Origin of the sequence: Shewanella algicola, from assembly GCF_014648035.1 — a bacterium.
Lineage (GTDB): Bacteria > Pseudomonadota > Gammaproteobacteria > Enterobacterales > Shewanellaceae > Shewanella > Shewanella algicola.
In genome coordinates, this window is sequence record NZ_BMQI01000012.1 from 59,782 (window position 1) to 85,878 (window position 26,097).

At 42.6% G+C, this 26,097-nt stretch carries 26 protein-coding genes; 12 read left to right on the top strand and 14 right to left on the bottom strand.

Annotated features, from left to right (window positions below; genetic code table 11):
* The first annotated feature begins 118 nt into the window (after positions 1-118).
* From hbs to IEY42_RS07060, 3 genes are all read left to right on the top strand, one after another.
* Positions 119-391, top strand: coding sequence for a non-specific DNA-binding protein Hbs (gene hbs, locus IEY42_RS07050; RefSeq protein ID WP_011638950.1), 273 nt, complete (start codon positions 119-121; stop codon positions 389-391).
* A gap of 325 nt (positions 392-716) precedes the next feature.
* Positions 717-1,403: a TorF family putative porin gene (locus IEY42_RS07055; RefSeq protein ID WP_188924598.1), complete on the top strand. Its 687-nt coding sequence runs from the start codon at positions 717-719 to the stop codon at positions 1,401-1,403.
* Between the two features lie 260 nt (positions 1,404-1,663).
* On the top strand, positions 1,664-1,840 hold the full coding sequence (locus tag IEY42_RS07060; protein WP_188918281.1) for a PA3496 family putative envelope integrity protein: 177 nt from the start codon (positions 1,664-1,666) through the stop codon (positions 1,838-1,840).
* A gap of 50 nt (positions 1,841-1,890) precedes the next feature.
* Here the strand turns inward: IEY42_RS07060 and IEY42_RS07065 are convergent, their stop codons facing one another.
* A complete protein-coding gene (locus tag IEY42_RS07065; protein ID WP_188924599.1) occupies positions 1,891-2,868 on the bottom strand; it encodes a PDC sensor domain-containing protein in 978 nt (325 codons plus the stop codon).
* Between the two features lie 225 nt (positions 2,869-3,093).
* Between IEY42_RS07065 and IEY42_RS07070 the strand changes: the two genes are divergently transcribed.
* From IEY42_RS07070 to IEY42_RS07085, 4 genes are all read left to right on the top strand, one after another.
* A complete protein-coding gene (locus tag IEY42_RS07070; RefSeq protein WP_188924600.1) occupies positions 3,094-4,446 on the top strand; it encodes a flavohemoglobin expression-modulating QEGLA motif protein in 1,353 nt (450 codons plus the stop codon).
* A gap of 85 nt (positions 4,447-4,531) precedes the next feature.
* Positions 4,532-5,491 (top strand): HlyD family secretion protein, encoded by a 960-nt coding sequence (locus IEY42_RS07075; protein ID WP_188924601.1) that lies wholly within the window; start codon positions 4,532-4,534, stop codon positions 5,489-5,491.
* Entirely contained in the window at positions 5,488-6,462 is a 975-nt protein-coding gene (locus tag IEY42_RS07080; RefSeq protein WP_188924602.1) for an ABC transporter ATP-binding protein, read from the top strand. Before IEY42_RS07075 ends, IEY42_RS07080 begins: the two co-directional genes overlap by 4 nt.
* A 4-nt stretch (positions 6,463-6,466) precedes the next feature.
* Positions 6,467-7,576 carry an ABC transporter permease gene (locus IEY42_RS07085; RefSeq protein ID WP_188924603.1) on the top strand — a complete coding sequence of 370 codons (1,110 nt, stop codon included), beginning with the start codon at positions 6,467-6,469 and terminating at the stop codon, positions 7,574-7,576.
* A gap of 68 nt (positions 7,577-7,644) precedes the next feature.
* Here the strand turns inward: IEY42_RS07085 and IEY42_RS07090 are convergent, their stop codons facing one another.
* The 11 genes from IEY42_RS07090 to metB form a co-directional block, all read right to left on the bottom strand.
* Positions 7,645-8,043, bottom strand: a complete 399-nt coding sequence (locus IEY42_RS07090) for a hypothetical protein (protein WP_188924604.1) — start codon at positions 8,041-8,043, stop codon at positions 7,645-7,647.
* Positions 8,044-8,109: 66 nt separating this feature from the next.
* Complete coding sequence (locus IEY42_RS07095) at positions 8,110-9,474, bottom strand: alanine/glycine:cation symporter family protein (RefSeq protein WP_188924605.1); 1,365 nt, start codon at positions 9,472-9,474, stop codon at positions 8,110-8,112.
* Positions 9,475-9,693: 219 nt separating this feature from the next.
* The gene (locus IEY42_RS07100) at positions 9,694-10,230 is read right to left on the bottom strand and encodes an SRPBCC family protein (RefSeq protein WP_188924606.1); all 537 of its coding nucleotides are present in this window, start codon (positions 10,228-10,230) and stop codon (positions 9,694-9,696) included.
* Between the two features lie 149 nt (positions 10,231-10,379).
* Positions 10,380-10,640, bottom strand: coding sequence for a cysteine-rich CWC family protein (locus tag IEY42_RS07105; protein WP_188924607.1), 261 nt, complete (start codon positions 10,638-10,640; stop codon positions 10,380-10,382).
* A 222-nt stretch (positions 10,641-10,862) separates the two neighbouring features.
* Positions 10,863-11,984, bottom strand: coding sequence for a c-type cytochrome (locus tag IEY42_RS07110; protein ID WP_188924608.1), 1,122 nt, complete (start codon positions 11,982-11,984; stop codon positions 10,863-10,865).
* Positions 11,985-11,994: 10 nt separating this feature from the next.
* A complete protein-coding gene (locus tag IEY42_RS07115; protein WP_373292801.1) occupies positions 11,995-12,579 on the bottom strand; it encodes a c-type cytochrome in 585 nt (194 codons plus the stop codon).
* A 285-nt stretch (positions 12,580-12,864) separates the two neighbouring features.
* On the bottom strand, positions 12,865-13,749 hold the full coding sequence (gene metF / locus IEY42_RS07120; protein ID WP_188924609.1) for a methylenetetrahydrofolate reductase: 885 nt from the start codon (positions 13,747-13,749) through the stop codon (positions 12,865-12,867).
* 303 nt (positions 13,750-14,052) lie between these two features.
* Positions 14,053-14,538, bottom strand: coding sequence for a VOC family protein (locus tag IEY42_RS07125; RefSeq protein ID WP_188924610.1), 486 nt, complete (start codon positions 14,536-14,538; stop codon positions 14,053-14,055).
* Positions 14,539-14,667: 129 nt separating this feature from the next.
* On the bottom strand, positions 14,668-15,258 hold the full coding sequence (locus tag IEY42_RS07130; protein ID WP_188924611.1) for a 3'-5' exonuclease: 591 nt from the start codon (positions 15,256-15,258) through the stop codon (positions 14,668-14,670).
* 82 nt (positions 15,259-15,340) lie between these two features.
* Positions 15,341-17,734, bottom strand: a complete 2,394-nt coding sequence (locus IEY42_RS07135) for a bifunctional aspartate kinase/homoserine dehydrogenase II (RefSeq protein WP_188924612.1) — start codon at positions 17,732-17,734, stop codon at positions 15,341-15,343.
* A 103-nt stretch (positions 17,735-17,837) separates the two neighbouring features.
* Entirely contained in the window at positions 17,838-19,007 is a 1,170-nt protein-coding gene (gene metB, locus IEY42_RS07140; protein WP_188924613.1) for a cystathionine gamma-synthase, read from the bottom strand.
* Positions 19,008-19,218: 211 nt separating this feature from the next.
* Here metB and metJ point away from each other — a divergent pair, with 211 nt between their 5' ends.
* The 5 genes from metJ to IEY42_RS07165 all read left to right on the top strand — a co-directional run bounded on the left by metJ (position 19,219) and on the right by IEY42_RS07165 (position 24,229).
* Entirely contained in the window at positions 19,219-19,533 is a 315-nt protein-coding gene (gene metJ, locus IEY42_RS07145; protein WP_188918310.1) for a met regulon transcriptional regulator MetJ, read from the top strand.
* A gap of 69 nt (positions 19,534-19,602) precedes the next feature.
* Positions 19,603-20,343 carry a sulfite exporter TauE/SafE family protein gene (locus IEY42_RS07150; RefSeq protein ID WP_188924614.1) on the top strand — a complete coding sequence of 247 codons (741 nt, stop codon included), beginning with the start codon at positions 19,603-19,605 and terminating at the stop codon, positions 20,341-20,343.
* A 256-nt stretch (positions 20,344-20,599) separates the two neighbouring features.
* Positions 20,600-20,929 carry a c-type cytochrome gene (locus IEY42_RS07155; RefSeq protein ID WP_188924615.1) on the top strand — a complete coding sequence of 110 codons (330 nt, stop codon included), beginning with the start codon at positions 20,600-20,602 and terminating at the stop codon, positions 20,927-20,929.
* 148 nt (positions 20,930-21,077) lie between these two features.
* Entirely contained in the window at positions 21,078-22,790 is a 1,713-nt protein-coding gene (locus IEY42_RS07160; protein ID WP_188924616.1) for a DUF3373 domain-containing protein, read from the top strand.
* A gap of 44 nt (positions 22,791-22,834) precedes the next feature.
* Complete coding sequence (locus tag IEY42_RS07165) at positions 22,835-24,229, top strand: tetrathionate reductase family octaheme c-type cytochrome (protein WP_188924617.1); 1,395 nt, start codon at positions 22,835-22,837, stop codon at positions 24,227-24,229.
* A 75-nt stretch (positions 24,230-24,304) separates the two neighbouring features.
* Here IEY42_RS07165 and IEY42_RS07170 read toward each other — a convergent pair whose 3' ends face one another.
* Together IEY42_RS07170 and IEY42_RS07175 are read right to left on the bottom strand one after the other, a co-directional pair.
* Positions 24,305-25,279, bottom strand: coding sequence for a pseudouridine synthase (locus IEY42_RS07170; RefSeq protein ID WP_188924618.1), 975 nt, complete (start codon positions 25,277-25,279; stop codon positions 24,305-24,307).
* Positions 25,280-25,354: 75 nt separating this feature from the next.
* Positions 25,355-25,933, bottom strand: a complete 579-nt coding sequence (locus IEY42_RS07175) for an LON peptidase substrate-binding domain-containing protein (protein WP_188918323.1) — start codon at positions 25,931-25,933, stop codon at positions 25,355-25,357.
* Between the last annotated feature and the right edge of the window lie 164 nt (positions 25,934-26,097).

Sequence of the window (26,097 nt, forward strand, 5' to 3'; positions counted from 1 at the left end):
GGCCTAAAACCACTACAGATACTGAATTTATAGGATAAAGTGCTTTTAAACCGCCATAGCTTGTGGCATGTTAATGATGTTTTAAAAAACACTTCTATGGAAAGCAGAGAATATCAATATGAACAAAAGTGAATTAATTGCAAAAATCGCTGAAAATGCTGAACTAACTAAAGCTGAAGCTGGCCGCGCACTAAAATCTTTCGAAGAAGCGGTAACTGAAGCCATGAAAAATGGTGATAAAATTTCTATCGTTGGTTTTGGTTCATTTGAAACCACTCAACGTGCAGCTCGTACTGGCCGTAACCCACAAACTGGCAAAGAAATTCAAATCGCAGCAGCGACAGTGCCTAAGTTTAAAGCCGGTAAAACATTAAAAGACAGCGTTAATTAATTTTCGCTTATGTTCTTTGACGAAAACCTCCTTCTGGAGGTTTTTTTATGCGTAAAATTTAACGAATACCAAAAACTATTTAAGTTTATGGCTTAATGTTTAGTCATAAGCACAGATCCATAATTGCACAAAAAAAGTGCAGCAGTGCATCATTAAGCCGCAAGCAGTTTGCAACAAAATGTAGCATCCAACACTAAGCCGCTGATTAGTATGAAATAACAAAAGTGGCATGCGATTCGCTAATTTATCTTCAGACAAACCGACATTGAGTATGTTTAAACCATAAATAAATGACTCAGTGACAATAAAACATTAAGGGATGAAGATGAAAAAATCACTATATCAAGCAATTGCATTATCAACAGGTTTACTATTGAGCGGCAGCGCCCTTGCTGAAGTCACTGGCAATATTGGCGCTTCGTCAAACTACTTATGGCGCGGTACCACTCAAACCAGTAACGAAGCGGCAATTCAAGGTGGTCTTGACTACGCACACGATTCAGGTTTTTATGCAGGTACTTGGGCGTCTAATGTCGATTTTGGTGATGAAACAAGCTACGAGCTAGACTTCTATGGTGGTTACGGTGGTAACTTCACTGAAGATTTAACTTACGATGTAAGCTACCTTTACTACGCTTACCCAGATGCAGAAGCCAGCATTGATTTTGGTGAAATTGCAATTGTACTTGGTTGGAAATGGTTAGACGTAGGTTACTCTCAAGTGGTTAATGCCGACTCAGATGTGTCTGGCGCATCTGACGAAAAAGATTGGAGTTACCTCCAAGCTAACGCAAGCTTCCCATTAACAGAAAAGCTTAGCCTTGCTTTACACTACGGTTATTCACAAGGTGATGTAGTAGAAGATTTATTTGGTGACACTTACGCTGACTACAACGTCACATTAAGCGCAGAAACAGACATGGGTACCGTGTCGTTTATGGCTTCAGATACTGACTTACCAGACAGCGATGTTAAAATTGTACTAGGCTACTCTTACGGCTTTACGCTTTAAGGCTATCGCACTCTTTTTAGTACAAAAAATGCCACAGCTTAACTCTGTGGCATTTTTGTATCTGTAGGAAAATTAGATCCATAACACAATTTTTGTTTAACTCTGTAGCAAGAAAAATATTTGCTGCTAAGCTCAAATTGAAAGGTAAAAATAGCTGTCCATATCAGACAAAAAATTTTACTTTTCTATTGGTATTTTTTTAGTTAGAAAGTGCTCATTGAATTTGTTTTCGTTTTCCCATTCAACTTGAGGGTTTCGTTATGGCTAATCTTACAGATCGAGTGCCAGATGATACAGAAATTGACGCGATGACAACGCCTAGAGGTGCTAAGTCAGCGGAGTCATTACAGCATAAGCGTCAAATCAAACGCAGATTAGAGGATTTCCTCGAACAAGCGCAATTACGCAAAGCAATAGGTGATGACGACTTTTTCTAATACAAAGGGATAAACAATTGTTTATCCCTTTTTAATTTATCTTAATACCGTTACAGGATATTTTTTTCTGCTTTTCCGCCGTGCTTGTTTGCCTGAGTTTGCGTTAATAGCAATTCAGCTTTTGCGCCAAGGTAAACATAAATGCCCAACCCTACCAACAATCCCACAACGGCAAGCATCATTAATATGGCGGGCTCAATATATTGTTTTTCACCTAATGATGCCTTAAACATGGTCAGCAGCGCCTCAATCGAAATCGCAATCAAAATCGTCGAGATAAAACGAGTGATCGTCCTGCGAGTCGAGCGATGTCTAAAAATATCTTTATGCATTAGCACTTCTTCTTCCAAAATGGTCTTACCCAAGTCAAAAATAGCCAGCGCCAAGGTTAAAAAAATGATAATCCCAAAAGGCTGCAAAGGATCATGACGAGCAGATGCCTGACTAAAAAGATCATAAATATCCAAGGTCACCGTCCACATCAGTACACTCACCAACACAAACAAACATAAAACAATGGCGGCATAGATGCCCTTAAAAAAAGGCGACATTTTGCGTCTTGTACTATCGCCCATCATAAATTCAATTAACCGAGTCAGGTTAACATCAATCACCACAATGCCGGTTTCCCCCTCCGATGACTTAAGAATTTGAGACGCCGACAAACACAAACCGCCACCCGCATTAGACAAATATGGCCGCGTAATGTGTGCCGTATTCGCTTCAGAAAGCTGAGTAAAATACGGCCGTTGACTCCGATCGGCCTGCTTGCCGTTATTTAACAGCTTAACTTGTTGGTTAACGACACTGATATTGGGACTAACTTGAATACCTTGCTCATCGAGCAAATAAATAAGTTCAACAAACGGATAGCTTACCGCCATATCTTCAAATACTTTGGCTGATACCGGTTTATCAAATAAATTAACGTCACCCACACCCACTAAAATCGACTCCAATAGTTCGTGCACTAGGTTTTCATATTCATGATAGCGTTCTATCACGCTCAAATAGCTCATTGCTGCCATATGCTTTCCTTTTAATCGACACGACAATTAAACAAAGCAGTTTTAGTGCCAAAATAATAAATATTTATTTTCAGTAACTTAACTTAAATTTATAGCCATTTTTACGCCCCAAATATCCAACTTGCACCAAACTGGGGCTAAGTGGCATGCGTTTATTTCATTGCTGTTTTGTGAGTAACCTCTGCTAATATAAGTAAAACATCATGGTTCAGGTTTTCTAAGACAATGTCTGATTCTTTATTGCGTTATCAGCAAGATATTCGTCGTTTTTCTGATGAATTAATTCGCATCCAAGCACCGATTAAAATTTTAGATTCGATAAAATGGCCTAAGCAAATCGAAGATGATTTTCTAGCAAAACAAACTAAACAACTGCCTAATATCAGTAATGATTTTTATCAAACTATTCCTTTATCATTCAACGCTGCACAAACTCAAACCGACTTACAGGGGTTAAAAAGTGCCATTGAACGTGGTCTAGGTAAACGTGACAAGCTCGGTAAGATTTTATTAGCCAATATCGATCAGTATCGAATCGTGATCGACATGCTGCACAACCGTGGCAACCCTACTTTTGGCAAACTGAGCCAAGAGCTATACGGCAGTGCCAGCCATAAATTGCATGGCGATCGTCATACGCTTCGCCAGTTGGGCGATCGTTTAAGCCATATTTTTTCATTACCCGCAGCGCGTCATATGAGCCAACGCCACCCTAAAATTGTCAGCGCACCAGAAGCGGTAGAGATATTAAGCGAACGCTTGATTAAGTATTTTCATCACGATGAAATCCACGTTAAATTAAGCGACGGTATTGCCTCAGACGCTGCTGTAGGTGGCGATACCGTTAAACTCAACACCCGAGCCATGTTCAGTGAGTCTGATTTAAATGTCTATGAAGTCCACGAAGGTTGGGTGCATGTGGGCACAACGCTCAATGGTCGCGCTCAACCTCACGCCACATGGTTAAGTGTGGGCTCACCAAGGGTAACCGCATCGCAAGAAGGCTTAGCGGTATTAATGGAAATGCTCACGTTAAGCTCTAATCCAGGGCGTGCTCGTCGTATTAGCGATAGGGTTTCTGCGGTTGATATGGCCGAACAAGGTGCCGACTTTATTGAAGTCTATCGCTACTTTAGAAACCTTAATTTAAGTTCAAAAGACAGTTATCGAGTCACTCAACGTGTATTTCGTGGTGGCATGGTTGGCGGCGGCAGCTTTTTTACTAAAGATATCTCCTATGTGCGCGGTTATGTTGAAAACATTAACTTTATCCGCAGTGCTATCAGCAGCGGCTTGCCTGAACTCATCCCTATGTTATTTTTAGGTAAATTGGCCATTGAAGACATTCCTGTGTTGTACCAGGCCTATCAAGAAGGGGTGATTGCTCAACCAAAGTATTTACCCCCCATGTTTGCCGATATTAGTGGTCTTTATGCCTGGTTTGGCTTTGCTTCTGGCATAGGTAACATTGACCTAAAAGGAGTTCAACGTTATTTTGCCAACCAATTTAAGCATGTGACCCCAACCTCTGCTGTCGACTTATTTGAAGACTCAGAATTTGATAACAACTTCGAATAACTGACATTGCTAAGTGTGGCATTGGTCACACTTAGCATAGTAAACAAGTGCAATAGTGTTTGTACGTCTATGTTTGAGACCCACCATGAAGCATTTAATCCGTTCCGCATTTCTCTGCAGTTTTATCCTCATGAGTGGTTGCACACCCGCGACCCCAGACCAAGCGTTGGGCACCTTAGAGCGCGACCGGGTTTTATTACGCTCAACTGCGGCTGAAATCATTACCGCTCAACCCATTAGAAAAGGCATGCAAGTCAATGCAGGTGATTTACTTGTACAATTTGATACCCATAAACAAGCGGCGCGCCTTGCGGTAATGCAAGCTGATGTCGTTAAAGCCGAAGCTTACCTGCTTAAACTCACCAATGGTGAACGCCCAGAAGATATTGCCAGTGCCAACTCGGCGCTAAAAAGTGCTAACGCAGCAAAAATTGAAGCGCAAAAGTCGTATCAACGTAGTGCCAGTTTGCTTACTAAACGTTTAGTGAGTGAAGCAGAACTCGACCGCGCGTTAGCGCTTCGCGATCAAGCCAATGCCGAATATGACGCCGCCAACGATTTACTCACAAAAATGGTGAAAGGCGTTCGCCAAGAAGATATTTTTCAAGCTCAAGCCGCACTAGATGCCGCTAATGCTAATTTACGTTATGAGCAACAGGTGTATAGCGACCTTAGCATCCGTGCAACCCGTGCTGGCAAGCTAGATAACTTACCTTATAACGTTGGGGAACGCGTACCACTTAGTGCTGTGGTTGCGGTGATCCAGGCTGACGAAACGCCTTATGCCAGAGTGTATATTCCCGAGCCTTATGCCGCAAAATTACAAATAGGCCAAACGCTTAAGGTGAGTGTTGATGGTATCGACACTCTCTTTGACGGCACATTACGCTGGTTCAGCAGTGAACCTGCTTTTACGCCCTACTATGCACTTAACCAAGCTGATCGCTCAAGGTTAGCCTTTTTAGCCGAGTTCACACTAGACAGTTCGGCCAATATGTTACCGACTGGCATACCTGCTCAAGTGATATTACCGGAGCAACAATGAGCGCGTTAAGCGACCCGCAATGGGTTATTCAAGCACAAAGAATTAGCAAACAATTTGGCGATTTTACGGCGGTAAACCAAATCGACCTTAATGTCCCTAAAGGCCATATATACGGTTTTTTAGGCCCAAATGGTTGTGGTAAATCCACCACAATACGAATGTTAACAGGGCTGCTTACCCCAACAACCGGCGACATTAATGTGTTGGGATTAACTATCCCTAAACAAGCTGAAGCATTGCGTCAGCACATTGGTTATATGACTCAAAAGTTTTCGTTGTATGACGACTTAACCGTTAAAGAAAACCTGCAATTTATTGCGCGCATTTACGGCATGAAACGCGACCTATCACGTGCCCGAATCGATCAACTGCAAAGTACCTATAAACTCAGCCAATACCAACATCAACTCACCGCCACCCTCAGTGGCGGACAACGCCAACGGCTTGCCCTTGCCTGTGCCTGTTTAAACCAGCCCAAATTATTGTTTTTAGACGAACCCACCTCAGCCGTTGATCCACAAAATCGCCGCGACTTTTGGGAACAATTATTCGACTTATCAGAACAAGGTACCAGCATTTTAGTGTCTACCCATTATATGGATGAAGCCGAGCGTTGCCATAAAATCGCCATTATGGAAAAAGGCACAATCAAAGCAGATGACACACCTAAAGCATTAATGGATAACATCAATGCTCATGTTATTGAAATTAACGCATCAGAGTTAAGGCCGCTAAAACAGGCATTAATTACCCACGCTGAAGTGAGTTCAGCAGCGCAATTAGGCCATCGTTTACGGGTGTTAATTGATAAACAAATTGCCGATCCTATTGCCTGGGTGTTACAACAGTGTCAGCAATATCAACGCGAAATCAATCCGCAAGATATTGCGATTGTGAGTGCCAATCTTGAAGATGTGTTTGTAAGCCATACCGGCAAAATGAGCACACCGCCCGCGACCTCTAAGGCGTAACGCTATGATGCACTCAATTAGTAACAGTTTAATGCGCGTATACGCCATCACCACCAAAGAAATCAAACAGCTCAGCCGCGACCGAATTACCTTTGCGATGGTGATTATGATCCCGTTGATCCAACTACTGCTATTTGGTTATGCCATTAATACCGATGTACGCCAAATACCCGTGGCCATTGTGGACCAAAGCGACTCAGCCGCAGGCCGCTGGATAGTTGAAGCGGTAAAAGTCACTCAGGTTGTCGATGTTACAATGCACTTAACCACTGCCAAACAAGCCCAGGAGGCAATTCGACGCGGCGACATAAAAGCGGCCTTAATTTTACCGCCTACATTAACGCAAAAAATTGCCCATAATGAACCAATTGGTCAATGGGTTGTTGATGGTTCAGACACCATGATTGCAGGGGCAATCAAACAACTGCAAAACCTGTCGCTTAATGATGTACTGCCAGAGCCAACCAGCAGCCAGTCATTATTTGAAGTCAGCTTGTTTTATAATCCAGAGCAGCGATCGGCAGTGAATATTGTGCCGGGACTCATCGCCGTAATCCTTACCATGACAATGGTGTTATTTACTTCGTCCGCCATTGTGCGAGAACGCGAGCGCGGCAACCTTGAATTACTCATTACTACGCCGATTAAATCCCTAGAACTGATGATCGGTAAAATTCTGCCGTACATCGTTATCGGTTTAGTGCAAATGGTCATTATTTTGGGTTTGGGTCATGTTATTTTTGCTGTGCCCATTGATGGCACCATTAGTCATTTGCTCATAGCAACTTTACTGTTTATTACCGCGAGTCTCACCTTAGGTTTAATTATTTCGACCATTGCCCAAACCCAACTTCAAGCCATGCAAATGACCATTTTTATCTTACTGCCTACGATATTACTGTCAGGATTTATCACTCCTTTAGAAGCCATGCCAAACGCCGCGCAGTGGATAGCAGAAATGTTACCCGGCACTCACTTTATGCGAGTCATTAGAGCCATTGTGTTGAAAGGTGCGACCTTAATGGAGCTTATTGACGATATTATCTGGCTTATTGGATTTACGTTGATAGGACTTGGGGTGGCCGCCAAACGCTTTAATAAACGCTTAGATTAACCTCCTAATATGTTGATGTGTAGGAGGTTAACAAAGTAAAACGATGAGTGGATTTAGGAAGGGACTAATTAAAAATCTCTATTAATAGAATAAGCTTCGCCGTTACATTCTATATAAATGTTACAAGATAAATCTGAAAGGCGGCCGCATTGCTTCACCACAATGCCATTACCGCCACGCTGCAAAACTTTTAATTTGAGCGTTTTAACCATCGATGACAAACTGGGTAAATAATCTAACTTCGCTGGGTCTAATGAGTTTTCACAATAAGATGTTGTCACATCACCTAAAAATTGAGCTCTCAATCGTGACAACTCTTCTAAAGTATATGTGTCCACTTTACCCGCTTTAACACTGTCTAATGCCACTTCGCCGGCATTGGTTTTTATAGATAAATTGGCGCAACCAGATACCAGTAAAATCGCTAAAACGGATGTGCCTAGCGCGGTTAAAAATCCTTTATTCATGTTAAATCCTTTTAAAAAAAAGCATGCTCATCACCATAATGAACATGCTTAAACTGAGTGCTTACATTAGCTTTGTGCTTTTAATGTCCGCTGCTTAATAAAGTACTCACGGGTTAAACCAAATACCACAGGGCTAAGTAATACCAGCGCGATTAAGTTTGGAATAGCCATCATTGCATTCAAGGTATCGGCCAATAACCAAATAAACTCTAACGAACTCACTGCGCCAATAGGCACAACTAAGGTAAACACAAGACGAAATGGTTTAATGGCTTTATCGCCAAATAGATACTGAATACATTTTTCACTGTAAAAGCTCCAACCTAATATCGTGGTAAACGCAAATACAGCCAAAGCGATAGCAACAATGTAGTTACCCATGGGCAGTGCATGCGAAAAGGCAAACGATGTTAATGCCGCGCCGTTTTCGCCTGAGGTCCAAGAGCCGGTAACCACAATGGCTAAACCGGTAATAGAACATACAATTAAAGTATCAATGAATGTACCTAGCATTGCCACCAGGCCCTGCTTAACTGGGTTATTAGTTTGCGCTGCCGCGTGAGCAATAGGTGCACTGCCTAAACCCGCTTCATTTGAAAACACACCACGTGCCACACCAAAACGAATTGCAGCCCATACAGCAGCCCCCGCAAAACCACCTTGAGCAGCAACAGGGTTAAAGGCACTTTCAACAATTAACATAAACGCTGCTGGCACATCAGCGGCATATACCACTAATACCGATATACCGGCAGTGATATAAAATACCGTCATTAATGGCACCAGTTTGCCAGCAACTTCAGCAATACGCTTAATGCCGCCCATCAATACCGCGCCCACAAGCACCATTAACACCACGCCAGTGACCCAACTCGGTATATCAAAATTGCTGCTCATAGCATCGGCTACAGAGTTAGCCTGTACCGTATTACCAATACCAAAACCGGCAATTGATCCAAAAATCGCAAAGGCAGTACCTAACCAGGCCCACTTGCTGCCTAAGCCATTTTTAATGTAATACATTGGTCCGCCAACATGGTTACCATTGGCATCAGTTTCACGATATTTTACTGCTAATACCGCCTCTGAAAACTTGGTCGCCATACCTACAAGAGCGGTACACCACATCCAAAAAAGTGCACCAGGGCCACCAATAAAGATAGCCGTTGCAACCCCGGCAATATTACCCGTACCAATGGTGGCTGATAACGATGTCATCAATGCATTGAAGGGGCTCACATCGCCTTTTTCATTATCGTCATCGACCTGACGGCCCGACCATAATAATTTAAACCCTCTACCTAATTTTAAAATCGGCATTAATTTGAGGCCAATAGATAGGAATAACCCTACGCCTAAAATCATCACCAGCATGGGGACACCCCAAACAATGCTGTTGACTGTATTAATAAAACTTGTGATTGCTTCCATGTAAAACCTCATAATGAGTAAAGACGTCAGTCGAAAGTTATTTTTTATTAGTATTATTGTTTTATTAGCTATTGTTTTATTAGCTATTGTTTTTATGGTTTCAACGGCCCAAACCCGTCACCATTATGATGTAATTTTTTAGGTTACCCCGATTACGTCAACCAAGGCAACCCAAGACAAGATACGATGAATCATCTTCATAATAAATTGCGTTTTCAGTTATTCTTTTTCGAGTATCACTTTTAAGGTGTCTAACCCTTGCTGTAAATCAGCTCCAATCATGGTTTCAAAATCAACAAATAAAAACATGAGGTTCATTGGGTAATTTAAATGGCCTGTAAATCCCCAATCCACTTTGGTTTGATTAGTCTGTAATGCCTCGGTTGTCATAAAAGCAGGCTCTGTTGCTTCAAATGGCGCAATAAAACGTAATTCAAAATCGACACGCTTACCTTCATCAATGGCAATAATCTCTTGCTCACCAACGCCCACATCAGGGTTTTCACTGGCCCAAGCAGACACAAAACCAACAGTAGCGTCGGTACCACGATAGGTTTTAACCATATCTGGGTCCATTTGTGCCCATTTACTGAAATTATCCTGGTTTTTAAGCTGTTTCACATAGTCAAACACCTCAGAGACAGGTTTATTGATGGTGACAGAACGAGTGACCGAATAATCAGATTGAATAAAGAGCGCGGCAACAAATGGGATTGCGATGATAACAGCAAGTCCTAGGAGAATTTTTTTTAACATTATTATTATCCTCAGCGATACAAAGCGTTACCTAAGTATACTAACTAACAGCACGCTAACAATAAAAATTAACATTGTACTAACAAAAATACCATTATGCCGAGCGAGCTACTCGCCCCTAACGTAAATACCGTGTCACTAACGGTTAATCAATGGTCACCAGGCCGGTATTGTTGCACGGCATTAATGGTCATTGCAGCCAAGATTTTTTCAATGCATTGTTGGCAGATGCATTGGTTATCAGGCAAATCAGCCATAAGATTTGCTGTATTGAGTTGTCTAATGACAGATGGCTTGTCCAACGTTTGTTTGGCACACCAACACGCATTGATGTCTAACCCTTGCGAAATGGCACAAGCATTAGGGTGTTGGCACAATGGACATTGTTGTGCTGAGGTGAGTAATGTCATAGGTCGGCCTTATAGAAATGTCGTAAATATGAGTCAATATCGTCAAGATTTATACGCTCATGAAGAGATGAGGGAACAAAGATAAGATTCACATTTAGTGCATATGGAGTTTTTATCATATTGATTAAGCAAAATATTGTTAAATCAAAATAACGTTAAAAAATGCCCATCAAGCTTAAACTTAATGGGCAACATTTATCGTTTATTTTTATGGAGAAAATATCACTGCTTAACACTCTTTTTCAGTGGAAAAACCGGATAAGACTCAGAACCTAAAATAGGGTTCCCCGCAACGGACTGGCCATAATAGCCTTGATGTTGATGATAAGTAGCTTGTGTTTTGCTGACATCACCTTTAAAACGAGGATCTTGCGGACGATCAAACGAATTAACATAAGCCGCTACATCCCAAGCTTGTTGAACTGTTAGCTGGATACTTTTACCCAAAGGCATATTTTCATAGATAAAGTCAGTCGCTGTATTCACTCTGTGCATTCCTGCCCCCCAATTAAAGCTTTGTGGCCCCCATAGTGGGGGGAGTGCAGCAATACCGGCAATCATTTGTCCTTGGCCATCTTCACCATGACACACTTGGCAATGCGCTTGATACACTGTCATACCGCGAACGGGTGAATAGGCTAATTCTGGTTGTGGGGTTTTAGGAAAACCACGCCCAGGTAGCTGGCTTAGTGCTGTGACATCTAAATGCTCACTGATAGCCTTAGGCATAGGGAAATCGTCCCGCTTAGCACCTTTAACTAACTCAACATCAGACAATTCAGGCACTGGACCTGCAACATTATATTTCGCCATTAATCCACTCATCCCCAACCAGTATGAATAAGCAGATATTGCCACTAATTCAGGTGAACCAGATGCGGGTGCTTTGCCGTTCATCGAATAGCTAAAGCAGCCTTGAATCCTCTCTTGGAAAGAATTAACTTTATCGTTTTTCTTGCGATAAGCAGGATAAGCAAAATAAGCGGCCCAAAGTGGCGATGCATTGGCTTTTATTCCGGCATTCATATGGCAATTAACACAGTTAAGCTCATTACCAACATACTTATCCCTAAGTTGTTGAGTATTTACAAACAGTTTATACCCCAAACGCACCTTGTCGCCAAACGCCCCTGTAGGAATATCGGCTAATGGTGCCGGTTGTAAATATTCATCAGTCGCTTTTTTCTCAACCGCAGGTAATGCAGCTTGACGATCTGGTAATGTCGTTAAAGGATCTGATGATGTTGCAGTCGAAGCATTAGGCGCAAGTTCAGTTAATAATTCATTGGCTTGCAAAGGCAAACTCAATAGGACACCCATGCACAATATCGATAATAATTTCATAGCGATGTCCTTATTTTATATTGGCAAAAAATTCAGATAAACCGTCAATTTCTGCAGCCGTTAATTTCACCGCGATATTGCCCATCATATTATCTACGTCACCTTTACGAGTCCCGTTTTGCCATGATAGTAATTGCGTTTTAAGATAACTGACCTCTTGACCAGCTAAACGAGGAAACTGACCGCCGCCCACTCCGGATGGACCATGGCAACTCGTACAGGCAGGAATGACTCGCGACCAATCACCTTGAAAAGCGAGTGCTTCAAAAGGATCACTAATGGCAACCTTATCGCCACGGAATTGTAGCGGAATATCAGCAACAGCTTGTTGACTAAAATATTCTGATACCAGGGCAATATTATCTCCTTGCACCGTAGCTGCCATCGCTAACATCGTTGGGTTTTGGCGTTTACCCGTCTGGAATAACGTGAGTTGATTGTTAATATACTCGGCTGATAATCCTGCTAAACGCGGACCAACAACTCCCATTCCCTGGCCTTGAGCACCATGGCAAGATGTACACAGTTGCGCAGCCGCTGGAATAACCTGTTGTGAAGAAGTCTCTGAAGCATTGACATGCATAACATTGCACATTGGTAGGCTAAGCAAAATGCCGAACAGATAAAAGGATGTTTTCATCATCACACCTCTTTATTGAATAATTATTGTTCAGCCACCATAAACCTAAAATGTAAAAAAAAGAATACTATAAAGGTCGAATATTAAAACAAAAACACCATTAATAATGCATTAATGGTGTTAGGGACAATGACTTATTTGAGTTGTTTATAACAACTCAGTCGCCAATTTAATTTGAGATGTCTGTATAAAAATAAAATGTAAATATCCAGTGCGAGGCCATTGGCATTAAACCATTTTTTACTTTGGGCGCACACCTAGCGTGTGGCAAATGGCATAAGTTAATTCGGCGCGGTTAAGGGTGTAAAAGTGGAAATCTTTAACGCCTTCACGTGCCAATACTTTCACCATATCAATGGCCACGTTAGCACCCACTAATTGGCGGGTGCCTGGGTCATCATCTAAGCCATCAAACTGACGGTGTAACCAATTTGGAATCGCCACATTGGTCATGTCTGCAAAACGTTTAGTCTGCTTAAAGTTGGTCACAGGTAAGATACCTGGGATAATCTCAACATCAATACCAGCGGTAACGCAGCGATCGCGAAAACGTAAATATGATTCAACATCAAAGAAAAACTGCGTAATGGCGCGGTTAGCACCAGCATCAATTTTTTTCTTTAGATTTATCAGGTCAGCTTGAGCATTACGCGCATCAGGGTGCACTTCTGGATATGCCGCAACTGAAATATCAAAGTCAGCAACAGAGCGAAGCAAACTCACTAAATCATTAGCAAAACGCGCAGGTTTTGGGCTGCCATCAGGTAAGTCACCACGCAGTGCAACAATGTCTCTAATGCCTGAATTCCAATATTGTTTTGCTAGCTCAATTAACTCTTCATCGCTGGCATCAACTAAAGTTAAATGCGGCGCAGCAAGCAAGTTAGTTTCCTTTTGAATACGCTCAATCACACCATGAGTACGATCTCGCACTCCTGAATTGGCACCATAAGTTACCGAGACAAATTTAGGATTTAACGGCTCCAAACGACGAATAGAGTTCCACAAAATCTCTTCCATTGCAGGGGTTGAAGGCGGAAAAAACTCAAAAGACACATTAATATCATTCAGCTCAGACAAGCTCTGATTTAACGACTGGGCATGTTGCGCATGATGAAAAGCCATAATGTATTCCTTCAACTTCTGTAAAACTTCGGAGTCTATACCAAACGGTTAACTTCATTATATTAACCCATTCATTTAGCCGTTTGGACGTCTATATGTCCATATACTAGTTTAACTGCATCTTAAGTCAAGCTAAAAAAACAGCAATAGAGCAAATTAACTTAGCGCAGAGTGTTACGGCTAAAAGGTCTTTTAAAAATGGCAACAGTATTTAAGGTTATCGATCGGCCAATCGAATGTTGCAACACAAACAAAAAAGCGACCCTGAGATCGCTTATCAATGATGCTGTTAACGTATTTCGATTATTCGTAATCACTCGCGTAGGTTTCTTCATAAGTATGCGAGTAAAGTTCAAACAAATTACCAAAAGGGTCTTCTAAATAAACCATTTTTGCTGGCTTACTATCATCTTCTGGGTGATAACGCATAATATCCATACGCATTTTACCGCCATATTGCTCTGTTCGCGCAATAGCCCCTTCAAAGTCATCGGTTTGCAAACAAAAATGGAATATACCCAGACGAGTAAAATCTACCTCGTGACGCTCTTGACGATCGACCATTTCAAACATCTCAACACCAATACCGTCAGTTGTCACTAAGTGTGCAATATTAAAACCTTTAACACCTTCACCAAATACCGCAACACACATTCTACCAATGGCAGTCTTACGCTCTTCTTGCACCTTAGTGTTACCCATTACCACTCGCAAACCCAATGCTTTGGTATAAAACTCAACCGCTTTATCCATCTCGCCAACCATCAAACCTACGTGATTCATTTTCATAACTTACTCCAAAAAAACTATTAATTGATACGTCATTTGTTTCGATGGAGTTATATTACGGCGAACGAAACATAAAATATTAAGGAGGATAAAACCTTTCGAGTAGTAGCAGGAGCTATGTTTGTAAAGTTATTGTTGGCTCTGTCTTTCTATTTCGAGCTCGATGAGTAATGCAGTATGAGCATCATTTGCCGCATATTTTTTCTGATGGTCATGAAGAGGAAATATTGACCAATTGGATTGTTGTGCACTCTTAGATAGTCGTTGATTAAACAACATTGCAACTGCCACTCGAGCGCCAACACGTTGCTTAACACGGGCAAAACGCATCACTTTCGACGAAAGCTCTTCGGTATTGGCTAACCTAATACCAAATTTTCTCAAGAGTATTTTTCTGTCTTCTTTTAATCCAAAGCCCACCTTTTTTATCGTAGGGTCCGACAAGACTTCACTAATGTCAGTGAAGTATTCATAAAACTGAGTTGGAAATAAAAACACTTTGGACAGTGTAGCGATTTGAATTAAATGAGGTCCATCACTGACCTCACCTTTTATAAAACAGGGTTTGCTCTCGGTATCAAAGCCTAAACAGGAATGCTTTTTTAACTCTGCGATGGCACTAATAGCATCTGCTTTGTTTGTAACAACAATAATATTCTCAAGCGCAATGCCGTCATAAATAGGTAATTCTCGAATTTGCTCCTTTGTTGGCCTTTCCATTCAATATCCTTTTAATACAACGCAGCACTATGTAATAGAAGACGAAAAAAAAGACCATTCAACATGGTCTTTTTAATCAATATTATTCTTGCAGTAAGTCTTTACAAATATGTACTAGGTCCGACTGAACCGCTGCTGCGGTGACCTCACGTCCAGCGCCTGGTCCGCGGATAATCAACGGGTTACCTTGATAAAACGCACTGCGAATGACAAACACATTATCGCCTGGCGTTAAATTGGCATAAGGATGATTATTATCAACCCATTGTAAGCCGACTTCGGCTTGCAGTTTACCCTCAACTTTGTCTAACGAGGCAACGTAACGCAGCACTTTGTCTTGCTCTGCTGCGGCAGTAAATTGCTGCAATAAATCCTCATCTAATTCACTGATACGCGCTAAAAAGTCATTTAACGGCAATTCTGCTAACGCTTTAGGCACCAATGAATTAAGCGTAATGTCGTCTAACTCAACGGCGAGGCCAATTTCACGGGCTAAAATAAGCAACTTACGTTGCATGTCACGTCCAGATAAATCATCACGAGGATCGGGTTCTGTAATCCCTAAACCACGTGCCTCAAGCACTAATTCAGAAAACGGTTTATTGCCATCGTAGTTTTCAAATAACCAACATAAGGTGCCAGAAAAAATCCCGCCCACAGCTTCAATGGTGTCGCCGCTGTTACGTAAATCGTTTAATGCATGTTGAATTGGCAAGCCTGCACCGCAACTGGCGTTATAGCGCCAAAATAATCGACGGTTACTGAGCTGTTGCTTTAATTCTCGGTAAAATGGCAATGGGCCAGAGCCTGCTAATTTATTGGCGCTCACCACATGAATACCGCGGGCAAATAACTCAGGGTACTGCAAGGTTAAGCTGGCACTGGCACTAATATCTAAAGCCACTATTTCATCGCAAGCTAACTGGGCTAATTGTTCAAATAACTGATCGTAATCCCAAGTAGTGGCTTGTGATTGATAATCTTGCTGCCAGTTATTGAGGTCAATACCCTCGTTGGCAATCAAGGCTTTTTGCGAGCCGACCACCCCAATAAGCTCAACTGATGCTTCTAATTCACGGTCAAGTGTTAGGCTTGCACGTTTAAATAAATCTATCCATGCTTCGCCAATATTACCCGCCCCTAATAACAACACGCCAATGCGCATTCTTGGACCAGCACAACGACGATGCACTTTTTGCGTTAACAAACTGACTTGAGCTTGTGGCACTAATGTCACTAAGCTAAGTGAGTCTTGATAAACCGGTTTAGCATCGCGGCTTAATAACCGTGCAAAACTGCGTCTAAAATGATGCGCATCAGCACTGACTAACGCGACTAAACCCAAATCAGATTGTATGGTTAACTCTTCGATTGCCCATTCTTCTCGATATTGATTTAACACCGCTTGAACCTGCTTTTGGCTTTCCAGGGTAAAGGCTAACTCAACTTTATGCTGAGCAAGCTCCCAAAATGCCAATGGGGTTAAACCTGCCGCGTGTAATACCTCAAGTAAAGGCGCAATGTTGCTGTTCATTTTAAAGCTAAATAGCAGCACTTCATTTAAGTTGGTCACTACCGGTGCACTGGCAGATGAGCTCAAAGGCGCAATTAACGTAAAGTCGGTGTGTGATGCATAACTTGAACGCACCGCTAAACTGACCTCGGTATTAAACAAAGGCTGTAAAGTACGAGAGTGCAAAACAGGTGAGCCTAAGCGAGCGAGGCGATCTGCTTCAGCTAAAGACATGCTTTTAAGTAACTTGGCGTCATTGATTTTATTAGGGTCGGCGTTAAATACACCTTCAACATCGGTCCAAATCGTCACGCGTTCAATGTTGGCTAAGCTAGCAATTAAGGTTGCACTAAAGTCAGAACCATTGCGGCCTAATAATAAGGTATCACCATGGCGGTTAGCGCAAATAAACCCTGTTATCACTAAACGCTCTTGTGGATGCAACGTCAGTAAAGCTTGCACTTTATCGCGTGACTGTTGCACTAAAATATTCGGTACTGCGCCTTCATCGGCAACTAAAATTGAGCAAGCATCAACATGAGATGCTGCTACGCCCGTTTCACGCAATAGCGCCGCCATTAAGCGTGCAGACCAACGCTCGCCAAAACTCACAACTTGGTTTAATTGATATTCGTTGTGGTGTTCTAACGACAACAAACTGACTAATTGCGCGCGGTCAGTAGACAAACGCTCACGTAAATCACGCGCTTGCTCGTTTGACAATAATTGCTCAATCAGGGTTTGCTGGTAACTAATCAATACTTGCAGATCTTCCTGCCAAAGTTGGCCGCTGTCACGCAGACTAAGTAATTTATATAAGAAGTTAGTGGTTTTACCGGCAGCCGACACCACCACAAGATCATCACTGTTACCGTGGGTCAATAAAATATGGGCAACACGGCGATAGCAATCAGCATCCGCTAAACTAGAACCACCAAACTTATGTAAATGACCTCGCGCCATTACGCACTCCTTAAACAACTACGACTTTTTGCGGCTGCTATTTTACTTTATTTAACGAAAACTACAGCTAACATAAACGTAAATTAAGCTAATTAAACCCAGATTAAGATGATTTAATGGCTGCTACTGCGGCTAAACCTGCTTTAATATCAGTAACTAAATCTTCAGCATCTTCAATACCGACAGATAATCTCAATAAAGTGTCTTTAATACCAGCCTCTTGGCGTGCTTTAGCATCCATTGCTCTGTGGGTCATGGTGGCCGGAACGGCGACTAAACTTTCCACTCCGCCTAAACTTTCAGCAACACTGAATAAAGACAAGGCTTGTAAAAATGCCACAACTTCAGCCTCGCCGCCTTTTAACTCAAAACTTAACATAGCGCCAAAGCCTTGTTGTTGTTTTGCCGCGATTTCGTGACCTGGATGGTCTTTTAAACCTGGGTAATAGACTTTGGCCACTAGGTCGCTAGTGTTAAGTAATTCAACGATTTTTTGTGCATTGCGTTGATGCTCACGGATGCGTACAGCCAGGGTGCGTAAACCACGCAAGGTTAAATAGCTGTCAAATGCCGAGCCCGTTAGCCCGAGGGTGTTAGACCACCAATGTAATAGTTCGCCTAATTCTGGGTCTTTAGCCACCACCGCACCACCTACCACATCACTATGGCCGTTAATGTATTTGGTGGTTGAATGAATCACGATATCAGCACCTAACAATAAAGGTTGCTGTAAAATTGGCGATAAAAAGGTGTTATCAACCGCCACTAACGCACCGACAGCACGACAAGCACGGCTCACGGCTTCAATATCAACCACGCGCAATAACGGATTAGAGGGTGTCTCTAACCAAACCATTTTGGGCTTTTGCGCAATGGCTTTTTCAAATGCCTCTGTATCAGTTTGATCGACAACCAATAATTTAAATTGGCCTTTTTTGGCTAAATTGGTAAATAAACGATAACTGCCGCCATAACAATCATGCGGTACAACCAATAAATCATCTGGCCCAAGTAAGCTGGTCGCCAATGTAATGGCTGCCATACCCGTGCATGTCACCACACCCGTTGCACCTTGTTCTAGCTGAGCCAGCGCGTCACCTAAAATGTTACGTGTAGGATTACCCGAGCGGCTATAGTCAAATTCACGCGGGTTTTTATGGCCGTCAAATGAATAGTTGGTCGATAAATAAATCGGTGGTACCACTGCCCCGTGTTGTGTGTCTGATTCAATACCTTGGCGAACGGCCAATGTGGCGCTTTGATGCTTAGTCATAATGACTCCTAAAAAATTTCACAAACACACAAAGAGATGTCTAGACGTCCAAATTTACCTAAGACACTGGCATTCGTCAACCAATATCAGCCGTTTAGACGTCTACACATAAAGAAATCTATTTGCATTCATCACTAAATAGTAGCAATAATTTGACTAGAGATTGTAAGGGGTTAAAATCTGCCCCGTATTTATCGTTAAGGGTAAGTTAATGACTGAGTGGAATGGCGAATATATTAGCCCATATGCCGAGCATGGCAAAAAAAATGAACAAGTAAAAAAGATTACGGTTTCTATCCCTTTAAAAGTATTAAAAGTATTAACCGATGAGCGAACTCGTCGTCAGATAAACAATCTGCGACATGCAACTAACAGTGAACTGCTATGCGAAGCTTTTTTGCATGCATATACAGGACAACCATTACCTAATGACGGCGACTTATCAAAAGATGAGCCTGACAGCATTCCAAGTGAAGCGAAAAAGTTAATGGATGAAATGGGTATCGAGTGGGAAGACATGGAATAACTCACTGGCTTAATCAATAGACTTTGAAACGACCCTTTTAAGAAGTCGTGATGTTTTTATAGAGAACTTATGATGTCATTTATCGAACCATCTACTTTGATACTGGCATCAGTTATCGTGTTTTTTGGCGCGCTAACCCAAAGCTTAATTGGTTTTGGGTTAGCCGTTGTTGCCAGCCCCCTTCTGTATATCGTTAGCCCCCAACTTGTACCTGTTCCTATTGTGGTGATGGGTTTTGTTATTTCAGCCATGACATTGTTTAGAGAACGCGGTCATCTGCAATTTAATGGTTTGCAATATGCCTTACTCGGGCGGATCCCTGGTGGTTTTGTGGGTGCGGGGTTATTAGTGTTTGCCCCGCAAGCCGTACTTGGATTGATAATTGCGGCGATTGTATATATTGCAGTTATCCTCAGCGTCTACAAAATTACTGCTCCCATCAACCGCATCAGCTTATTTATTGCCGGAATATTTTCCGGTATTTTTGGTAATATCGCTGCCATTGGTGGCCCGCCAATGGCCATTTTACTCGCCGGACAAGATGTCAATCAATTTAGAGCGGCGTTGTCAGCCTTCTTTTTAATTAGTTCACTGATTGCTTTAGCTATTTTGGCTATTTTCGGCTTGGTTGAACCACAACACCTATGGTTATCACTGATGCTAATCCCGTCGATTGTTGGCGGCTACCTTGTGTCAGGTTTGTTAATTAATCATATTGATAAAGATAAAACCCGCATTATCACTTTAGTGTTATGCAGCGTGAGCGCAACAGTTCTAGTGATAAAATCGCTGATGGCATTAATAAGCTAACCCAAATTCATCTCTTTTTACATTTCAAAAAATAGACTCTATCCGGCCTATCAAGCTTTCAGGCCGATTTGCAATAGATCTGAGTCACACAAGTTCATTAGATTTTTTTCAATTAACTTTTTTTCAATTAGATTTTTCTCATAGATATGATCTACTTCAAGTTAACACTACCTACTTTTAGGTAACATCATTTACAGCAAAGACATAACTCCAAATTGCTAAAGCACTACCTATAAAAAGCCCATAGAGGATAAACATGATGAAGACATATACAAAAGTTGGTATCGCAATCGCCATCGCATTATCTTTCGGTAGCCAGGCCATGGCAGCCGATGGTGGTAACCCGAAAAAAGGTAAACACCTATATAAAAAAGAATGTAAAGCCTGCCACAGTGCCGATAGTGAAGGCCCTGAACTGACTCCAATGGCAAAAACCATGAGCCAATGGGATCGTTTCTTCTCTCGTGACAAGCACAAAGCCAAACCTGCCGTTTTTGAGGCGCTATCAGAACAAGAATTGAAAGACATTCAACAATTTTTGTATGACCACGCAGCCGACTCAGACCAACCAGCCACCTGCGGCTAAGTCAGTCATGCTGATCGACGTTTCTGAGTAAACGCCAGCATCAGCCAATAATCAATGTAAAAAAACCATGGGGCTTAGCCTCAGGGGATCTGACAACAAAAATTTGCCAAATTGATGAAATTTTTGGCAAATCTGGGGGAGAAAAACCATGAGAACACTTATCTCAATTCTCGTTGCCAACGCACTCTTTATGAGTGGTGCGAGTTTAGCTGCAGATAGCGATGTCCAAAAAATTGCCGAGTTAGAAAAACAGCTTGCCGAAATTACAGATGATTTAGATTACTTAAACTCACGAGTAGATAAAACCGAACGTCATAGTGCATTAGACCGAATCGAAATTACCGGTGACTTTAGAACCAAAATGCATTCATTGCATTATCAAAACGTCACCTGGAACCCAGCAATGAACGTTAACTTTAGCGACTTTGCCAGCAAAGCAATGGCCGGAGACTTTGGTGACCCAAGCAGCGCAAGCTCGCCTTTAGGGCAAATGATGGCTGCAAACCCTGACTTAGCCACTGCATTTCAAAGCGGCATGCTTCAAGGCGTAATGCCAATGGTGCTCGCACCAAAAACGCAACAAGATATCGATAATGATATTTTTTATACCACTCGCCTTCGCTTAAACATCAACGCAAAAGTATGGGACAACGTCAGCTTTGCAGGACGCTTAACCATGTTTAAAAGCTGGGGAGACTCTACCGGCGTTAAAGTTTTTGACTCTTGGAACTCGTTCACCATGGACGGTACCAGCAGCGGCAGCACCAGTGGTGACGAACTCAAAGTTGAGCGCGCCTACTTTAACTGGAAAGACATCAACGGCAGCGGCGCCTACCTTTCGATCGGTCGTCGTCCATCAACCTACGGCCCACCAAGCCATTACCGTGAAAACGAACTCCGCGGCGGCACCCCATCAGGCCACTTAGTTAACTTTAACTTCGACGGTGCAACTTTAGGTTACAACCTAAGCGACATCACAGGTATTGAAGGCCAAACCGTTCGCTTTTGTTACGGTCAAGGCTTTGAATCACAATACGGTAACGGTGAATTATTTGGCGATATCGTCACCAAGGACACTCACCTAGGTGGATTTAACATCGACGTATTGAACGACGGTAACCACTTTGTGCAATTAACGTTATTTGGTGCTAAAGATGTCAATGATGGGTTTACCGGCACCATGGCATTCCCATCACAATTGGCAGGTATTTTTGCCCCAACCATGTACCAGGATATGCAAAAGTTTGACAACTTTAACTTTGTCACCAGAGTTCAACCTAGTGATGTGATTGGTGACATGTATTTAGGCGGTTTAGGTTATGCCTATGAATCTGATGAAGACATGAAGTTTTTTGCTTCTTTAGGTTGGACCCGTGCAGAACCAAGCGGTAATGCAGGTATGTTTGGTGGCATGTTAAGCGATGCAGTATTTGAAGCCGAGCTTAACAGCACAGGCACTGAAATCATGATGGTTGCAGCAGAGACAACCGACACCGATACCAAAGACGGTTACGGCGTATATGTTGGGATGCAAATTCCAGCACCCTACGGCAAGTTTGGCCTTGAATATAACTATGGTTCTAAATACTGGAGCCCGTTCACTCAAGCACAAGATGATCCAATCGGCAGTAAGTTAGCCACTCGCGGCCATGTTGTCGAGGCGTACTACATCTTTGATATTAACCCAAGAATGTTCATCAAGTTAGCCGGTTTATATTACGACTATGAATACACAGGCAGCGGCTCACCAGTGGGTGCCCCGCAAAAAGTAGATGACGTAATGGCTGGCACTGCATACTCAATGCTGCCCGTAATCGACACCGCCTACGACCTTAATGCTTCATTGACTATTAACTTCTAAACTTGGTCCCCCTGAGTGCAAACTCAGGGGTAAGGACACCGATAATGAGAATATTAACCTCAATGGCGGTATTACTGTTGTTAAGCAGTAGCGCACAAGCCGCCTTTAATCACAAAGAAGTGTTGCAAGGGCCATTTGAAAATGGCCCAGAAGTCACCACTCAATGCTTAACCTGCCATAAAGAACACGCTGAAGACTTTATGAAATCATCCCACTGGACATGGGAGCTAGAACAAGAATTACCCGGCCGTACCGTTAAGCGTGGTAAAAAGAACAGTATTAATAACTTTTGTGTGTCGATATCGGGTAACGAGCCACGCTGTACCAGTTGTCATGCAGGCTACGGCTGGAAAGACTCAAACTTTGACTTTAGCGACATGACCAAAGTGGACTGCCTAGTGTGCCACGACACCACAGGGACATATGTTAAAGATCCAGGTGGCGCGGGTGAAGTATTTGGAAAGGTCAACTTGCTCAGAGTGGCACAAAATGTTGGCAGCCCTGTACGCGACAACTGCGGCAGTTGCCACTTTTACGGCGGCGGCGGTGATGCGGTTAAACATGGCGACTTAGACTCGTCAATGTCTTATCCAGATCGTGAAACCGATGTACACATGGACACCGACGGCAATGACTTTCAGTGCCAAGATTGTCACGTGACCGAAAAGCATCAAATTAGTGGTAATGCCATGGGTGTATCACCAGGAGGCGAAACCAAAATTGGTTGTGTAAATTGTCATGATGGCGCGCCGCATCAAAACAAAAAACTCAACACCCATACCGCCACAGTGGCATGTCAAACGTGTCATATCCCATCATTTGCTAAAGTTGAACCGACCAAAATACATTGGGACTGGTCAGCAGCAGGTCAAGATCTTGAAGACACTATTGATGAAAATGGCAAGCACACCTTTAACAAAAAGAAAGGCAGCTTTGTATGGCAAAAAGATGTTCCACCACAATACGCCTGGTTTAATGGCAGTGCTGACGCCTACATGGCAGGCGATAAAATTGACCCAAGTAAAACGGTAAAACTAGCTTACCCATTAGGCGATATTAACGACCCTAAAGCCAAGATTTATCCTTTTAAAGTGCACACTGGTAAGCAAATTTACGACTCTGAGTTGAATATTTTACTGACACCAAAAACTTACGGTGAAGGTGGATATTGGGATAAATTTGACTGGGACCTAGCCGCCAGATTAGGGATGGAAGCCAACCCAACTATGGTAGAAAAAGGCCTTAAATACAGTGGAAAACATGGCTTTGTTGCGACTGAAATGTGGTGGCGTATCAACCATATGGTTACGCCAAAAGACAAAGCATTACAATGTAATGACTGTCATAACAAAGGCGAGCGCCTAGACTGGAAAGCCCTAGGTTACGATGGCGACCCCATGAAAAATCGCAAAGGGGTGAAACACGCTACAGCAGAGTAACTGATAAAATAGCAATTATTAGAAACCAAACCGCCATCGACTTATAGATGGCGGTTTTTTGTACATACACAACTTTTAACTCATGGCCAGTAAATCTAATCCCTGGCACTCAACATCTTGTTCAATACCTGATATCGGATCGCAAAACCGCAAACGTTTAGCCAATAACTGTAATGGTTTATCATAATTATCAGGGCCTTTAGGCTGTAAAACCGGATAAAAACGGTCATGTAATATCGGCATACCTAAACTTTGCATATGCACACGCAATTGGTGAGTTTTACCGGTAATAGGGCTTAATTCAAACAAGCCGACACCATTATTTACCGCCACTAGACTGATCTCAGAATGACTATTTGCCTCGCCCTCTACCACTTGCATGGTAAAGCTAGGATTGGCCGCCACAATACGATTTTTAACAGTCCAATGTAGCGGTAACTCACAGGTGTTGTTGGCTAATTGTGCTAATAAATCTGGGGTAACCTTGGCGATAGCTTGATAGTCTTTAGTAATCTTGTCGTCTAAAAACAGCTGGTGATAGGCATGACGAGTGTGCGGGTTTAGTGTCATTAACATCACCCCAGCAGTATCTTTATCAAGCCGATGGGCGGGCGCAACGGTATCGATTTGTGTGGCAATGCGTAATCGATGCACAAGGCATTCGTTAACGAAATTACCGCCAGGGGTCACCGGCAAAAAATGCGGTTTGTAGACAATAATCGTGTCATTGTCTTGATGGAGTATCTGCTCATTAAACGGCACTTTGGTTTCAGCCTGCACCTCACGATAGTAATACACGCGCGCGGTGGCTTGGTAAGCGGTATCAGCGTTAATCAGTTCGCCGTTTTGCCAATGCACTTTGCCATCGTTAATCCGTTGCTGCCAAACACTTGCATCGATTTGCTTAAAATGATCAACCAAAAACGCCAATACAGTCGGGTATGACTTACCTACTAATTCGCTGTCTCGGGGTAGCACAATATAAGAAGGCTGCGCCGCAATGGCAGAGGTGGTATGTGAGGCAAGGTTGTTTGCGGTTAAATTTGGCATAAAATAGGCTATACATAAAACATAGAGAAAGGTTAATCACGCTATGTTATCAGTGTATCGCCCATGATGCACAGCTTACACATCGACATGGGACTTAAGCAGCTGCAACACAAAATCCATAGTTTTATGGCAATTGGGTTGTTCAACGAGCACTAACTTATCGCGATTATACATAGGTAACACTTCAAGCCAGCGCTGGCTTACCCACGTGGCATCTTCTAAATGCACCTGCGAATACAGGTCAAGTAAGTCAGGATTCACCTGATAAAACTGCTCTAGCGCCGCGCTGATAATCTCAAACTCGCCCGCTATCGGTTCTTGAATCCAATTTTGGCAAGGTAATGCTCGGGCAATCCAGCTACCGTCACGTTGTTGTGCTGCCGATAAGATTTTAACCCGTTGCGAACCTTCAATGACGATACTTAAGGTGTTGTCGGCCAATTGATTAAAATCGATGATGTTACAACGCGTTGCTGTTATGTAGCACGGCAAATCACTGCCCGCTTTTTGTGCGGCAAAGGCTAGTTGGTAATGGCCTTTCAACACTTCAGCGATCATGCGCAGCTCGCAAGGTGACGCGATACGAATTTCGAGTCTGCCACCCGGCAATAACACTGCATCTTGAATTAATAACGCCATTTCTTGTGTTTTCATAACCGCCTCCCACACCAAAGGTGAAGTTACTGAACCAAAATCAAAGCCAGTATAATCAAGTGTAGCAGTGGTCAATTTTTCAACAACATAAGCACTGTAAATAATGCTTACTAACGACATCGACCACGATTATTTACTACTTTATGACTTAATAAGACCCGATT